Here is a 12730-nt window from a genome sequence, read left to right as displayed (position 1 = left end):
CCGGTCAGTCGCGTCTGCTGCTCACGCTTTCCCATGCGGCAGGCGATCAGATCAAGACCATGATCACCAATATCCGCGCGGGTCTTGACCATGTTCTGGCATCTGCGCCTCAGTTGCCGAAAGCTAGCCGATGGTCGGCGCTGGTCCGCTACATCGTCAGCAAAATCCTCGACGCGAGACCGAACAACGCTCGACACCTCGGCTTGCCTCCGCCTTTCTTGCCGGTCGGAAGCGGCTAACAGAGGATTCTAGTCCCTTATCACTCAACTCTTCACATTCTGTGAGCAAACTTTGTCACGTGGCGGTTCCGGCGAGGGCCGGCACGAGGGTGAGTTCGGTGATACGGCAAACGGCTGCGATGGCGCTGCGGCCGAGCCTGGTGAGGTAATAGCGGTAGCTGTGGGCCACCTTCTTGATCAATCCGAACTGACGCAGGCGCCAGAGATAGCGGGTCATGGCGGACGCCGAGAGGTGGGGCAGGAAGTGCATCAGATCAGCGCGGCGGATACCGCCGATAGTGAACGCTGGGCGCTGCAGAGCGCGCAGCAGCACTTGCTGCGTGTGATCAAAGAAGTTGAAGCCCTTGAGCGTATTACCATTGACGGTTTTGGGGCTGGTCAGGCGATACAGGTTGCGGTCGCCGGCAGAAAAATCGTCGAGCGCGGAGAGGTATTCGAGGTAGCGGCGGTTGCAGCCCAGCAAGATTTCCCACAGATCGATCAGGCTGTAAATGGTCTTCTTGAGGGGCGCAATTTCGCGGGACTGGTGACCGTCCCGATGTTCCACCTTGCGGTGGTGCTTGAAGAAGGAGACGTCATTGGTCGTGGTTTCCAGACGCAACACGCGCTCGAACTTGTCGTACATCTTGACCGACACCTTGCCCAGGTAATGTTTGACGCAGGTGCCTTCAATGCGTGTGGCAAAGCCGCTGCCGATTTCCTGCGCGAGTTGCGGCGTGGTCTTCTTGCCCAAGAAGCTGGCGACCTGCTCGGCCTTGACCGAGAAGATCGCCTGACGCGACAGTTCGTCGTAGAGCGGTTTCATGACGGCATCGGAGCGAAACGCCAGATCGGTGGCGTATTCAACCTGCATCAAGCTCCAGTGATAACGCTGGCCGAAGACGTCGAGCACCGGGCAACACTGCTCGGCGTAGCGATCGAGAATGGCATGCAAGGTGTCCGGCGAGAAAGCATCGGCGAGTTGCTGCGCCCGTGCCCAGTCATGGAGACGAATGAAGGCGTTGTCGGCCATCGTATAGCCGATGCCTGCCGCCGTCAGAGACCGCGCCAGCCAACTGTGACCGTTGCAGTAGAACTGGAGCCGAAACGGACACCAGGTTGGCACCCGCAGGTAAATCAGTCCGAGCGTGTCATCGATGAAGTAGAAGTAGTAGTGCAGGCACTTGCCCGAGGTGTGGCGCAGGAAAGTCTGGTGACTGCGCTTGTCATGCCAGGGCTCGTAGGCGTTGCATGCTTCCATTGCGGAGAGGATATGCACCAGGCCCGGATGATCGCCGCGCCGCTTGATCACGGCGGCAACCACCTCTTCCTTGCGAATACTTGCCTTGGCGACATGCTCGATTCGCACACCTTGGGCCGCTGCCAACGCTTGTGCTCCGGCGCGGATGCGCTCACGCAGAGGCTCGGCAAAGCGAGGGTAATCAAAGATGCGGATGTGCTTGGCGCTGAGAAAACTCGTTATCCCCGCCGCGTAGCACGCCCCCGGCAACGTCCCCGTAATCACTACCCGATCGTAGCAGGACAGTGTCCCCGCAAGCCGCTCGTGATATCGATCTGTCAACATCGTGGTAATGATCGCCTCCGGTCTCTCGTCTTAACTGCGACCCCACGTTTAACCTGTTTGGTTCCGGCTCAGCCGGCTTAGGTTCACGGATCGACTTGACCGACTGACAAGTCTCCCCTTGCAGTTCAAGTCGGCACGAGAAGGTGTGGCGCGCGCGCAGCGGGTAGTGGCAGAACTCCTTCTTCAGCTTTACGTCGACCTCGATGTGGAGCCGGTGCACAGGATCGACGGCGTCCTGCTCCAGCAGGAGCCAGCTGTAGGTGTACGCGCCACAGCCCTGAAAAAACAGCTTCAACTCCTCACGTTCCGGAAGTTCGGGCAGTTTCTGATGTATCGCCTGCCTTATCTTGAATTTGATTGTGCCAATCTGGTTCGCAGTCAGACCGCACGATGGATCCAGCTTGTTCATATCAACGACTCCCGCAGGCGAGTTGGCCGATGACGGTGCCCGCGGGTTGCGGCGACCGGCAGCCGACTATCGGCTTTCATTGCTCTTGGCAATTTCAGCGGACGGAAGCTGAGCGCCGGAAGCGACGGTGCCGGTGGCGACAGTTTTCGACATCAGGGCTGACGTAGAAGGACAGAGCGTCGAGAACTGGCGGGTGGCGCGGATGGCCTCTGGCGCTTGCTGCCGAGCAATGGCCGTGTAAGCGAGCGCCGTGAACCAGGCCTCGGCGGTGGTGGTCAGCAAGAAGATCAACTCAACCCCGCGGGCGGCAGCAAGACGCTCGACGAAGCGCACCAGGTCGCGCGCGTGGCCGCGCCCTCGGAAATCCGGCGAATCGCCAGAGACCGCAGCAGGCCGATGGACTGGAAGATTTCCAGGCCGACGACACCGACCAGCGCGCCAGCGGCGCGAACGCCGAAAAAGTACGATGGCGACGGTGACGACGTCAGGTCGGCAACCGGCAGGTCGCAGCCCGCAAGCAAGGGGAGCACTTCGTCAAGCGAGGAGAGCGGTTCAATGTTCACGCAAAGACCGGCCGGAAAGCAAGGAAGCTCCGAAATCGATCGCAGCGGTGGGCAACAAGCGCGGATTCATCGTGCAGCGTCTGGTGAATTGGGCGGTCGGGAACGGACGTGGACGTCGGTACGGTCCTTGATCCTTCCGAGACGAACCAGGCGAGCGGCAATCGCCCCCGGCGTGCGGCCATGCCTGGCAGTGATCTCCTGGAACGGCTTGCCGGCGTCGAAGAGGGCCAGCAGCTGCTGGTCCTCAAGGTCGGACCAGGGACGTCCGGCGTTGCCGGGCAGCGAGTTGTCACGCTCGGCACGCCGTTCAGCGTTGTCAAGGGCCTTCGCGGCGACGAAGAGCGCGCGAATCACCTGCAGATTGTTGAACGTGCTTTGCTCAGGCAGGATCTCGCCCGTCTCCGGGTCGATGCCGTTGGCAAGAGCGTCGATGATCTTCCTGGCTTCGAGCGGGGACATGAAAAGGGCTCTCCATGAGGGGCCAAGCATTGAACGCGCACCACGTCCGGCCAACGCCGCCAGCACACGCCCGGGCAGCGGCGGCATCCGGCAAGCGCTTCCTGGGGACGCCATGGTCGGGCGAGGCTATGCCGCTATTCTGCCAGATAGATCTCGACACGCTCCTTGCCGCGTCCGATATTGTTGCGCTTCAAGCGTATCGGACCAATTTCGCCGGTTCGCCTGACATGGGTGCCGCCGCACGGGACGCGCGCAAACCCTTCAATCTCCCAGTAGCGACGTTCGCTTGTGGCGTCGTCGAAGCCGGTCCGTATTTCGAGGTCGGCGTCGACGATTCGGTTCGCCTCTTCGGCGAATCGTGGCAACAATGGCGAGACACTCTCTGGCCAGGCAAAGTCGATTCTCGCCTTGTCCTGCCCGATGTGGGCGCCGACCTTCCCGGCACCATCAAGATTCCTGTAGAAGAGTTCGAGAACCAGCTCGGCGGCGAAGTGAAGCCGCATCAGTCGGTATCTCCTGCGCCAATCGATCTCGATGGCGACTTCCTGCCCAGCGTTCAAGCGGTGATCCAGCGGCAGCGTATACATGATTTCACGAGCCTCCACCATCCTGGCCGAGATCACCGGATAGCCGCCAATGGTTCCGCAATCGCTCTCCTGGCCGCCGGAAAAGGCAAAGAAGATCGTTGAATGGAGAGTGACCTCCGCCTGATTCACCGAGGCGACAACCGTCGCGTGTCGGCTTGCATACGGATTTGACCAGAATGCTTTTTCCGTCATGGCGCCCATCTCCGGCTTTCCGCTCTCCGGATCTTGCATGGCGTGAATTCCCGGGTGAGGCCGTTTTGCCCGTAGGCGCGCCGGGAAACCGGGAAAGCCAGGGCGGTTGCCATTTTCCGTTCCAATCGAGTCCAGCACATCACGAACGATCGACGACCCCGGAACCTCCTTGCGGGTGGCAGCAAGCGCTCGGGAGTGCCGTCGGCTGCGCGCTCGCTCATTGCACCCGGAAGACACCACGGACCAGCCGGATCTGGCCCTCCTGAAGACTGCGCAGCGCGTTCCCGGCCTTTTGCGCGAGATTGTCGACAAATACCCCCAAGGTCAGCGGACTCGGTGCGGCGTCTGCGGTCGGCGCGTTCAAATGCGCGTCGCTGGTATCCTCGAAGAGTTCCGCGACGAATCCGTTTTTGCCGAGAACAGCGTGCAGCTCTGCGATCGAAACCAGGAAGCTGTCGGCCGGGTCGGTGGCCCACGGCAGCGGGAAATAGGACGTCGTCGCCTCGCCAGCGGCCATCTCCTGGAAGGCGTATCGGCCGCCCGGCTTGAGCACCCGGTATATTTCGCCGTAGAGCTGCTGCTTGTCAGCGATGTTCATGCCCACATTCTGCATCCAGATGGCATCGAACGAGTCGTCGGGAAAGGGCAGGTCGAGCGCACTTCCCTGGTGCACTTCGATTCGGTCGTCGAGGCCGGTCAGCCGATTCAGCAGGACCGCGCCGGCGCAGAAATCGGGCGACATTTCGATGCAGTCGACGCGGCAGCCGAGCGCGGAAGCGATCAGCCGGGCGGGGCCGGCGAGCCCGGCGCCAATGTCGAGAACGCGGTCTTCGGGCCGGATCTGGGCCACTTCCAGCAATTCGAGCGAAGCGCGCAGACCGCCGGTGTGGAAATGGTCAAGCGCCCCCAGTTCCTCGGGCGACAGGTGTTGCTCGGGATTCAGACCGGCCGCGCGGATGGCCGCCAGGATTCGCGCCTCGATGTCGCGGGCCGAATAGTGTGCTCCCAGACCAGCCATCAACAAGCCCTCCTGAAGGTCATTCGCGCTCGCCGCGCGCCGCTTGCCTGCCACATCGCGTGAAGCCAATCGCCTTGCCCGATACTATCGAAAGCGCTTTCCTGCATCAAGATGGGTTTAGGGCAATGGCCCTACCTTGAGACAAAAGTCTTGCAGATCAGCTGGATAGAAGAGGGCTGAGCAACTCCTCAAGAACCCCGGGGATGACCGTTCACTGAATCCGGCTTTCTTGCTTGCAGGTGCTGCCGGACACGGCGCGCGAAGCGTGGTTCAATCTGCAGGCACGAGCACGGAGGCCCTGGTGTTGGTGGCGGCCAGTTTCCGTAGAGACTTGGCGGTGTCGCGTTTTCGGGCATGCGTCTTGCTGTCAAGGCGTTCGTGCGACGAGCCCGGTAGCCGGGTCAATGGCAGGCTGTGACCCTGTGCAGCCTGGCGAAGCGAACCATTGACGCGGCGAAGGGGCGATAGGCTAACGCATGGCGGTAAGCACCGCATTTTGGTGCCTTGATGATCAACTTGGCGCTATTGCTACGTGCCCGCCGGCACGCGGCGGCAAGCGCTGCGCAACCGGGCCGAGTGTGAGCACCGTCACATGATGCGGAATTTCATCACCACGCGCCCGTCTTTCCAGATGTCGTCGGGGCTGATCGAGTTTCGGCGGAAGCTGAACGAGACCTCTGCCTTGCGAAACGCTTCGTAGACCAATTCGGAGCAAATGTACTTGCGGTCGCGGTTTTTGCGGCCCCGCCTGAACAGAATGCGCATCGCGATGCGAAAGATCTCCCAATTGTCGTAAGGTCTGGTGAGTTCATCCATGCCGAAGCTGATCACCGCCTTCAGCTTCTCGTCGTCCGGCTCCGGCGTGATCCGGGCGATCAGGATACGTCCCTTGTAGGGCTTGTTCCTGCCGTGATAATCACGAAGGTACTTGGACAAGGGAACGAGGCGAACCCCGATGGCGGTCTCGCTTTCCAGAACAAAGATGCGCAGCAGATTGTCGTCGCGATAGATGATGCCGACGTGGCTCCAGACGGATCTGGTAAACCACTGGATGGTTCTTGAGAAAAGATAGGTGCCCGAGCAGAAAACGATGTCGCCGGTCCGCAGCTGATCGCGAGCTTCATCGTAGTCGAGGATAGGTAACTTGGCGACGGCTTTGATGCCCAGGGGATCGGCCACGTGAGGCTCCATTCAAGGGAAAAAAGTCGGCGCGAAGATCGTCAAAGAACACGACCATGACGGTGCCAACGAGAGGCAACCGCTCACTCCCTCTTAAGAAACGCCGTAAACACCATGCTTCTGCGGCATAAGTCGTGACCTTGACAACGACACGACAGCCACGACCGGATGCGCCTGAGCAAGCATGGTCTGTTCAAGATGGACGACGATTGGTTGAAGAAGCTGCCGGCCGGGCTATTGCTGGAAGTATCGAAGCGACTGCTGCACGACGTCAAGGAGTTGCAGGATCAGGTGAATCAAAACCCGGGCAACAGCTCGCCCCAGCCGTGGAGACAGGCACGCCAGCCCAGGCTGGCGCTGCCGACCGCGCCGCCGTGCGCGTTACCCCAGTCGGCCTGCTCGGCCGATCTCTTGACGACGCAATCTCGCTGACAGAGCATGCCAAGGTGGTGACCCATAATCACTCGGAAGGCATGAAAGGTGCATCGGCGGCGGCCGCAGCCAGCCAACCCCGATGTACGCTGGAATGTCGCCATACGTCCGGGCTAGCGCAGAGTGCTCGACAAGACGCCAGACGCGGGAAATCCACCTCCTGCGCGACCAACTCGAGGCGTACACGGCCAGCGTGCGCGCCAAGGTCGAACAACCCGTTCCGCGTGATGAAACGGCAGTTCGGATTCACCAAGGCTCGCTACCGCGGCTTGCTGAAAAGGCAGGGCGCTGACGACGATGTCTCCGCTGTTCAACCTGGGTCAGCGCCAAGCAGGTTGTTTTTCATCGTGCCTGCCCGAGGCCGGAAGCGCAACTCTCGCGGGCAAACAGAAAGACCTGACCGTTCGCAGTAACAGCAGTAAGTCTAGCGGGTTGAAGTCCCGTCCGGGGCGTTGTCCGTACGCCCCGGTAGCATGAGGAAGCGGCGTCGTGGTGACACGGGTTGTGAGTTTCCCGACAGCAAGAGAGCAGGCCGTAACGCAAGTGAACCCATGAGTAGCCTCGTACATTATATGGAGAAGCCGACCCTGTGGTGAGAAGGGGAAGGCCGTTGGATGGGCGCTGGAATAACGGAAGTGGCGTCAATCGACTCCCGGGGTGGCAGGGATGGCATGTTCTCGAAGATTTATTGCCCAGTGCTGGAGACCCGTCTGCGGGGGTGGGGAGGCCACCGACCGCTGCGTATAAGGCAACGAACGCGCAGCGGCCGCAGGCGCGAGTCGGAGGGGGTCACAGTACCGATCGAGATCGCGGGACAACATAACCCCGGTCGACGGAAGGGGCCCTACTTTGTTCGTGCAACCGAAGAGCGGAGGATCGAGGGATTGCCATGTCGCGAACCACCCCAGACACGATCAGGACGCCACAAAGGAAGCTTTACGCCAAGGCAAAGCAAGAACCGACCTACCGCTTTTACGCTCTCTACGACAAGATCAGCCGGGAAGAGATCCTCAGTCATGCCTGGCGGCTTGTCCGGTCCAACCGAGGCAGTCTGATGGGACTGTTCAGGGATCGGGTGCTGCCATTCGACATCGATGCAGCACGGCGCTATGGCGAGCTGGCCGCAAAGGCCAAGGCCGGCGGGCGAGGATTCCCGACCGCTGACGGCTACATCGCCGCGATCGCAGCCTCGCGGGGGTTCATCGCGATGCAGCGCCCTCTGAGGCCGCCAGCATCGCCGTCATCAATCCGTGGGAAGCGTAGTGATGCCCAGATGCCTGCGGAGGGCACAGCTTCTCGTTCCACCCTCCTCAGGTTGACGGAATTTTCTGAGGTTCCGGCTTACAACCCCGATCAGCGACGCCAAGGGTGCGACGGATCGGGTGACGGCTTTCCCCGAGCCGGCGGTAACGGACCCATGCGCTTAGTGGCGACGTCGGCGGTCGGCGCTCGACGACGACCTGTGGAGCCCGCTCGACGCGCTCGGGCAGCACGGCACCGCGCCGCTCTCGGCGAGGGCGATGGCCGCAACCAGCGAGCAAGCTGGCGTTGCGGCGAGCTTGCCGTTTCCGCGGGATGGTCTGCCAGCGTTCGCGGCAACCCGATCCAGCGACCGCCAGGCCGCCAGCCGCTTCGGCCAGGGCCGGCTCATCCCCCCAGCGAGAGTCCATTGCTGCTCCGGCTGTCGCCTTGGAAGGTCTGGCGCAAGGGCGCCTGACGACACCCCGGGGGGCGCTCGCCAATTCCACCACGGGCGAAACGTCTTTGCGCGTTCGACCACCAAGGAGGCCGCCAAGCGTCGCCTGATTGGATGATTGATTCCTGATTTCGAGGACGATGCCGAGGCGTCGTCATTCGACGATGGCGGCGCGAGGCCCGGCCGGCGATCGCCAAGTATCGGCCTTCGATCGCGAACTATCGGCCGTCGATCGGCGAGATAAGAGCCTCGGTCGAAATGATCCACGTCCCGGCAAAAATCATCCAGTCTCCCACCGTCGCCATCGGCGGATCGATGGCTACGGTCGAAGGTTCGATGAACAACATTCATCATCATCGATGGCGCGCATCGACGCTTCAATGCGCGCCATGGAACGATGATTGCGCAAGAGCCAGAGCTGGATCAAAAAGGTTCAGGTCTGGATCGGCAAGATCGAAGGCTGGATGAAAAAGATCGACGCGTGATGAACGGTAGTCCAGCTTCCGGTCGGTTCGCTACAGGCTTCGCTGGCTGTGCTCCACGCTTCGATCAGGAACAGCCATCGATCGATCTCGCGCAGCGGATTTTTCATCGGCGCGATGAAGCGATCGCCGCCGACGATCGGCGGCTGGATCGACAGCGTCCGGGCCTCGACCGGCGCAGCTCGTGTTGGTACGGCCCGGGCCCGGGGGAGCGGAAGGGGGAGAGAAGGCGCCGCCTGGCCGAGTGCACAGCCGGTCGGGGCGCGCTCGCGCGCGGATCGAAATCGAGGACGCCGTGACTGCCCGGCCAGACTTCGCCGCTGACCAGCAGACGGTCTGCCGGGTCGTGGACGGCGGCCATCCGGCTCGGGCGACCGGCCAGGAGGCCCTGGGCAAGGCCGATCGGCACGGCTGCCTGGGCCAGGCCGACGCTGCACAGACAGGCGGCGGGGCCGGCGGGTCGACGCGACTTGCGCGGTGAAGCCAGCGACGATGTCCACTTCATTCCTCCCCAGGCTGCTCAGGATCGGGTGCAGCGCGGCCGGTGGAACGGCGCCGCCAAACAGCGGGAAGCCATGGTCCATCTCGCAGCGCTGGTGGTTACCCAGATTCCTGGTGTTGACGCTGATGTGGCCGTGTGGCGGTTTCAGCGTCCAGGAACACGATTCAACGCTGGCCGCCCGGGTGCGATGAAGAATGGCGGCGGCGCAAGCGTCGAGTCAGGTCCTTCCTCGTGCCTGTACGAGGCCGGAAGCGCAAGTCTCATGGACAAGAAGAAAGTCCTGCCCTTTTTTCTCCGCGGGGGGAGTGAACGATTACCGCCAAGACCTTGCTGACTCCCAAGTGCTGAGCGATCCGAAAAAATGTCGGAAACGCTTACACTTCGCTCTTGGTGATTATTTGTAAGTGCAATTAAAGCAACGTGGTATGAGTATGGCACGAAGATTGCTGGTACTCCCACATGGCGAATCCGGGGCCTGACGCCGCTAGGCAATGAACGTCAGGTTTTATTTTCTAACATTGATTTTGGAGGTGACGAGATGGGCAAGGCGCGGTTAACCGGGAACTTCCTGCCGCTGTTCTGGGCGATGGGGCTGTCACTGGCGGCAGTAAGCCTGCCGGCGCAGGCAATCAATATCAAAGTCGGCATCACTGTCGATAATTCCTACGCGCTGTTCTACGGCACGCAGACGGCAGCGACCACCTTCGTGGGCAGTGACTTCAGCTGGCCCTCGTCGGAGTCCTACACCTTCAACCTGCCGGCCGGCGACTTTATCTATGTCGTCACCGCTTCGGATATCTCGGTGGCGCAGGGCTTCCTCGGGCAGTTCGAGAATCTTGATAGCGGATACAAGTTCTACAGCAACGATCCGCAATGGCAAGTGATGGCCACCGGGCTTGGCAACGTCGGTGCTCCATATACGGGGAGCGTGGCCGACCTGACCTTGCTGACGAACGAGATCCTCGACGCAAACGGTGGCGGCAACGCGTCGCTCGGATGGGTCGGGCTGACCGCCGGTCCCGCTAACGGGGCAGCGCCCTGGGGTACGATATCCGGTATCGACGCCGCCGCTCGCTGGGTGTGGTACAGCAGTAACGGTGATCCGGATCCGACAACGCCCGGATTCAATCATGACGAGTGGTTGGTCTTCCGGATAGCGGTGGCTGCGACCCCGACTGTTCCGGAACCGGCAAGCCTGGCGCTGGCGGGATTGGCATTGGCCGGCCTTGGCGCAATGCGGCGGCGCAATAAAGCCTGATCTGCGTCAGGCGGCTCGGCGGATACGCGACGGCGGCTTTGGGCTGCCGTCTTTCGCTGCTGCGCGTTAGCCATTTGTCGTCTCCACAAAAACGACGCTGCAGCGATTCGCCAACGGTGCGGGACGCGGCTGTCGAGTCCCCCGGGAACTGGTCAAAACGCGGCGGACAGGTGGCCGAGCGGTCTGCCGATCAGGGCTCGATCGCTCGCGGATCGAAATCGAGGACGCCGTGACTGACCGGCCAGACTTCGCCGCTGACCAGCAGACGGCCTGCCGGGTCCTGGACGACAGCAATCCGGCTCGGACGACCGGCAAAGCGGCCTTGGGCAAGGTCGATCGGCACGGCTGCCTGAACCAGGCCGACGCTGCACAGATAGGTGGCGGCAGGGCCGGCGGCGCTGCCGGTGGCGACGTCCTCGACCTGCCCGAGGTTGTCCCAGGTTCTCATTTCCCGGCCGTCGACGTCGAGCAACAGGACAAACTTGGCGCCGACGGTTGCCAGCAACGCTTCGAGCGCCAGGCCGCTGATTGCCGCGCGTGCCAGAGCTTCCGGGCGAAGCGGGACGATCAGGTAGGGCAGGCCGGTCGACACGACTTGCGCGGTGAGGCCAGCGACCATGTCGGCTACATTCAGCCCAAGGCTGCTCAGGATCGGGTGTAGCGCCGCTGCTGCAACAGCGCCGCCGAATAGCGGCAAGCCCTGGTCCATCTCGCAGCGGTAGCAATTACCCAGATTCCTGGTCTTGACGCTGATGTGGCCGTGCGGCAGTTTCAGCGTCCAGGAACACGATTCAATACTGGCCGCCCGGGTGCGATGCAGAACGGCGGCGGCGCCCAGAACGGGATGGCCGGCGAAGGGCAGTTCTTCGTCTACGGTGAATACCCGCGCTGTCGCGCCGCGCGCCTCGACCTCGGACAGGAAAACGGATTCGAACTGCCGCATCTCCCGGGTCAGGCGCTGCATCGCCGCTGCCGGCCAGTACTCGGTGTCGAGGAACACGCCGAGCCCGTTGCCGGTCAGTGGGCCGGTTGCGAAGACGTCGACGTGGTGGACGGTCGGACGCGTGATGATCAATTCTCAGCTCGCGAAAGTGTTGTCGTGCTGGGGGTCTGCCGCGGACCTGGTGCGATCAATGGCTCGGAGCCGCCCGGCTGCGGGGACCGTTCCAGCGCCAGGCGTTGGCCTGTTCGAGCTGCCGATCATCGCCGCCGGGCCGGGTTAGACGTTCTCCTCGGGCAAGGGGATGAACTCGATTTCGTCACCGGGAACCTTGGCAAAGCGCCCCTCCTGCCAATCGCGCTTGGCCTGCTCGATGCGCTCCTTGCGGCTGGAAACGAAGTTCCATTCGATGAAGCGCTGGCCGAGGTGCTGGCCACCGATGATCGCGATTCGCGATTCGCTGGTCGCTTCCAGGACGACGCCGGCGACATCGGCGAAGACCGCCATGGCGTGTTCGGAGATCGCCGTGTCGCCGACTTTCAAGTTGCCCTGGGCGACATAGACGGCGCGTTCGTCGGCGCTCGGCAGGGCGATGCGCTGGCCGGCGTGCAGCTGCGCCTCGACGTACAGCGTGTCGGCAAAGACCTTGACCGGCGAGGCGACGCCAAACGCGCTGCCCATCATCACCCGCAGCGCGACGCCGTCGACGGTGAGCGCGGGGATGTCGGCCGCCGGATAATGATGGAAAGCGGCGTCGGTCTCCTCGTCGCGCTCGGGCAGAGCCAGCCACAGCTGCAGGCCGTGCACACGGTGCGCCACCGCGGTCACTTCCGGGCGCTCGCGTTCCGAGTGCGCGATACCGCTGCCGGCGACCATCAGGTTGATGTCGCCCGGCCGGATCGCCTGCACGCTGCCGAGCGAATCGCGATGCAGGATCTCGCCCTCGAAGAGATAGGTGACGGTCGCGATATTGACGTGCGGGTGTGGTCGGACGTTGATTCCCTGACCGGCGGGAAATTCTGCCGGCCCCATGTGATCGAAGAAAATCCACGGCCCGACCATCTTGCGCTGCGCGGTCGGCAAGGTCCGGCGCACCGAGAAACCGCCGAGATCCTTGTCGCGCGGCTCGATGATCAGTTCGATCGCGCCGCAGCCCTGCTGCACGGCACAGTCCTGCTCCACTTGCGTAGTACGATTGCTCATTGGTCGC

14 protein-coding genes and 3 pseudogenes are annotated in these 12730 nt (G+C 62.4%); 6 read left to right on the top strand and 11 right to left on the bottom strand.

Annotated elements, in window-relative coordinates:
- Positions 1-239, top strand: a pseudogene (locus Q1L50_RS19540) (transposase); the annotation flags it as partial.
- A 55-nt stretch (positions 240-294) separates the two neighbouring features.
- On the opposite strand, the gene Q1L50_RS19535 reads toward Q1L50_RS19540, so the two are convergent.
- Complete coding sequence (locus tag Q1L50_RS19535; protein ID WP_300341993.1) at positions 295-1803, bottom strand: MarR family transcriptional regulator; 1509 nt, start codon at positions 1801-1803, stop codon at positions 295-297.
- Positions 1804-1921: 118 nt separating this feature from the next.
- Between Q1L50_RS19535 and Q1L50_RS19530 the strand changes: the two genes are divergently transcribed.
- A complete protein-coding gene (locus Q1L50_RS19530; RefSeq protein WP_300341991.1) occupies positions 1922-2245 on the top strand; it encodes a hypothetical protein in 324 nt (107 codons plus the stop codon).
- A 33-nt stretch (positions 2246-2278) separates the two neighbouring features.
- Here Q1L50_RS19530 and Q1L50_RS19525 read toward each other — a convergent pair whose 3' ends face one another.
- From Q1L50_RS19525 to Q1L50_RS19500, 6 genes are all read right to left on the bottom strand, one after another.
- The gene (locus tag Q1L50_RS19525) at positions 2279-2494 is read right to left on the bottom strand and encodes a hypothetical protein (RefSeq protein WP_300341989.1); all 216 of its coding nucleotides are present in this window, start codon (positions 2492-2494) and stop codon (positions 2279-2281) included.
- A 5-nt stretch (positions 2495-2499) separates the two neighbouring features.
- The gene (locus Q1L50_RS19520; protein ID WP_300341987.1) at positions 2500-2775 is read right to left on the bottom strand and encodes a hypothetical protein; all 276 of its coding nucleotides are present in this window, start codon (positions 2773-2775) and stop codon (positions 2500-2502) included.
- A 66-nt stretch (positions 2776-2841) separates the two neighbouring features.
- Entirely contained in the window at positions 2842-3234 is a 393-nt protein-coding gene (locus Q1L50_RS19515) for a hypothetical protein (RefSeq protein ID WP_300341985.1), read from the bottom strand.
- Between the two features lie 134 nt (positions 3235-3368).
- Positions 3369-4013, bottom strand: a complete 645-nt coding sequence (locus Q1L50_RS19510) for an alanyl-tRNA editing protein (RefSeq protein WP_300341997.1) — start codon at positions 4011-4013, stop codon at positions 3369-3371.
- Positions 4014-4230: 217 nt separating this feature from the next.
- Positions 4231-5031: a class I SAM-dependent methyltransferase gene (locus Q1L50_RS19505; protein WP_300341983.1), complete on the bottom strand. Its 801-nt coding sequence runs from the start codon at positions 5029-5031 to the stop codon at positions 4231-4233.
- Positions 5032-5619: 588 nt separating this feature from the next.
- Positions 5620-6210, bottom strand: a complete 591-nt coding sequence (locus tag Q1L50_RS19500) for a YiiX/YebB-like N1pC/P60 family cysteine hydrolase (protein ID WP_300341981.1) — start codon at positions 6208-6210, stop codon at positions 5620-5622.
- A gap of 168 nt (positions 6211-6378) precedes the next feature.
- Here Q1L50_RS19500 and Q1L50_RS19495 point away from each other — a divergent pair, with 168 nt between their 5' ends.
- The 3 genes and pseudogenes from Q1L50_RS19495 to Q1L50_RS19485 all read left to right on the top strand — a co-directional run.
- The gene (locus Q1L50_RS19495; RefSeq protein WP_300341979.1) at positions 6379-6642 is read left to right on the top strand and encodes a hypothetical protein; all 264 of its coding nucleotides are present in this window, start codon (positions 6379-6381) and stop codon (positions 6640-6642) included.
- Between the two features lie 166 nt (positions 6643-6808).
- Positions 6809-6920, top strand: a pseudogene (locus tag Q1L50_RS19490) (transposase); the annotation flags it as partial.
- 773 nt (positions 6921-7693) lie between these two features.
- Positions 7694-7905, top strand: a pseudogene (locus Q1L50_RS19485) (VapC toxin family PIN domain ribonuclease); the annotation flags it as partial.
- Between the two features lie 651 nt (positions 7906-8556).
- Here Q1L50_RS19485 and Q1L50_RS19480 read toward each other — a convergent pair.
- Positions 8557-8685 (bottom strand): hypothetical protein, encoded by a 129-nt coding sequence (locus tag Q1L50_RS19480; RefSeq protein WP_300341977.1) that lies wholly within the window; start codon positions 8683-8685, stop codon positions 8557-8559.
- An 86-nt stretch (positions 8686-8771) separates the two neighbouring features.
- Positions 8772-8930, bottom strand: a complete 159-nt coding sequence (locus tag Q1L50_RS19475; protein WP_300341975.1) for a hypothetical protein — start codon at positions 8928-8930, stop codon at positions 8772-8774.
- 930 nt (positions 8931-9860) lie between these two features.
- Here Q1L50_RS19475 and Q1L50_RS19470 point away from each other — a divergent pair.
- Positions 9861-10580: a PEP-CTERM sorting domain-containing protein gene (locus tag Q1L50_RS19470; protein ID WP_300341973.1), complete on the top strand. Its 720-nt coding sequence runs from the start codon at positions 9861-9863 to the stop codon at positions 10578-10580.
- Between the two features lie 190 nt (positions 10581-10770).
- Here the strand turns inward: Q1L50_RS19470 and Q1L50_RS19465 are convergent, their stop codons facing one another.
- Both Q1L50_RS19465 and Q1L50_RS19460 read right to left on the bottom strand, forming a co-directional pair.
- Entirely contained in the window at positions 10771-11655 is an 885-nt protein-coding gene (locus Q1L50_RS19465) for a PhzF family phenazine biosynthesis protein (RefSeq protein WP_300341972.1), read from the bottom strand.
- Positions 11656-11799: 144 nt separating this feature from the next.
- Positions 11800-12723 carry a pirin family protein gene (locus Q1L50_RS19460; protein ID WP_300341970.1) on the bottom strand — a complete coding sequence of 308 codons (924 nt, stop codon included), beginning with the start codon at positions 12721-12723 and terminating at the stop codon, positions 11800-11802.
- Positions 12724-12730: the final 7 nt, after the last annotated feature.

This window comes from Accumulibacter sp. (genome assembly GCF_029255145.1).
In the GTDB taxonomy this organism is placed as follows: domain Bacteria; phylum Pseudomonadota; class Gammaproteobacteria; order Burkholderiales; family Rhodocyclaceae; genus Accumulibacter.
The sequence above is the reverse complement of the archived record's forward strand: the minus strand, read 5'-3'. Positions and strand labels throughout refer to the sequence as shown.

Excerpts from the sequence above, each read along its gene's own strand:
- Q1L50_RS19535 (WP_300341993.1), bottom strand. The coding sequence starts at position 1,803 with ATGTTGACAGATCGATATCACGAGCGGCTTGCGGGGACACTGTCCTGC.
- Q1L50_RS19515 (WP_300341985.1), bottom strand. The coding sequence starts at position 3,234 with ATGTCCCCGCTCGAAGCCAGGAAGATCATCGACGCTCTTGCCAACGGC.
- Q1L50_RS19510 (WP_300341997.1), bottom strand. The coding sequence starts at position 4,013 with ATGACGGAAAAAGCATTCTGGTCAAATCCGTATGCAAGCCGACACGCG.
- Q1L50_RS19505 (WP_300341983.1), bottom strand. The coding sequence starts at position 5,031 with ATGGCTGGTCTGGGAGCACACTATTCGGCCCGCGACATCGAGGCGCGA.
- Q1L50_RS19495 (WP_300341979.1), top strand. The coding sequence starts at position 6,379 with ATGCGCCTGAGCAAGCATGGTCTGTTCAAGATGGACGACGATTGGTTG.
- Q1L50_RS19480 (WP_300341977.1), bottom strand. The coding sequence starts at position 8,685 with ATGTTGTTCATCGAACCTTCGACCGTAGCCATCGATCCGCCGATGGCG.
- Q1L50_RS19475 (WP_300341975.1), bottom strand. The coding sequence starts at position 8,930 with ATGAAAAATCCGCTGCGCGAGATCGATCGATGGCTGTTCCTGATCGAA.
- Q1L50_RS19470 (WP_300341973.1), top strand. The coding sequence starts at position 9,861 with ATGGGCAAGGCGCGGTTAACCGGGAACTTCCTGCCGCTGTTCTGGGCG.
- Q1L50_RS19460 (WP_300341970.1), bottom strand. The coding sequence starts at position 12,723 with ATGAGCAATCGTACTACGCAAGTGGAGCAGGACTGTGCCGTGCAGCAG.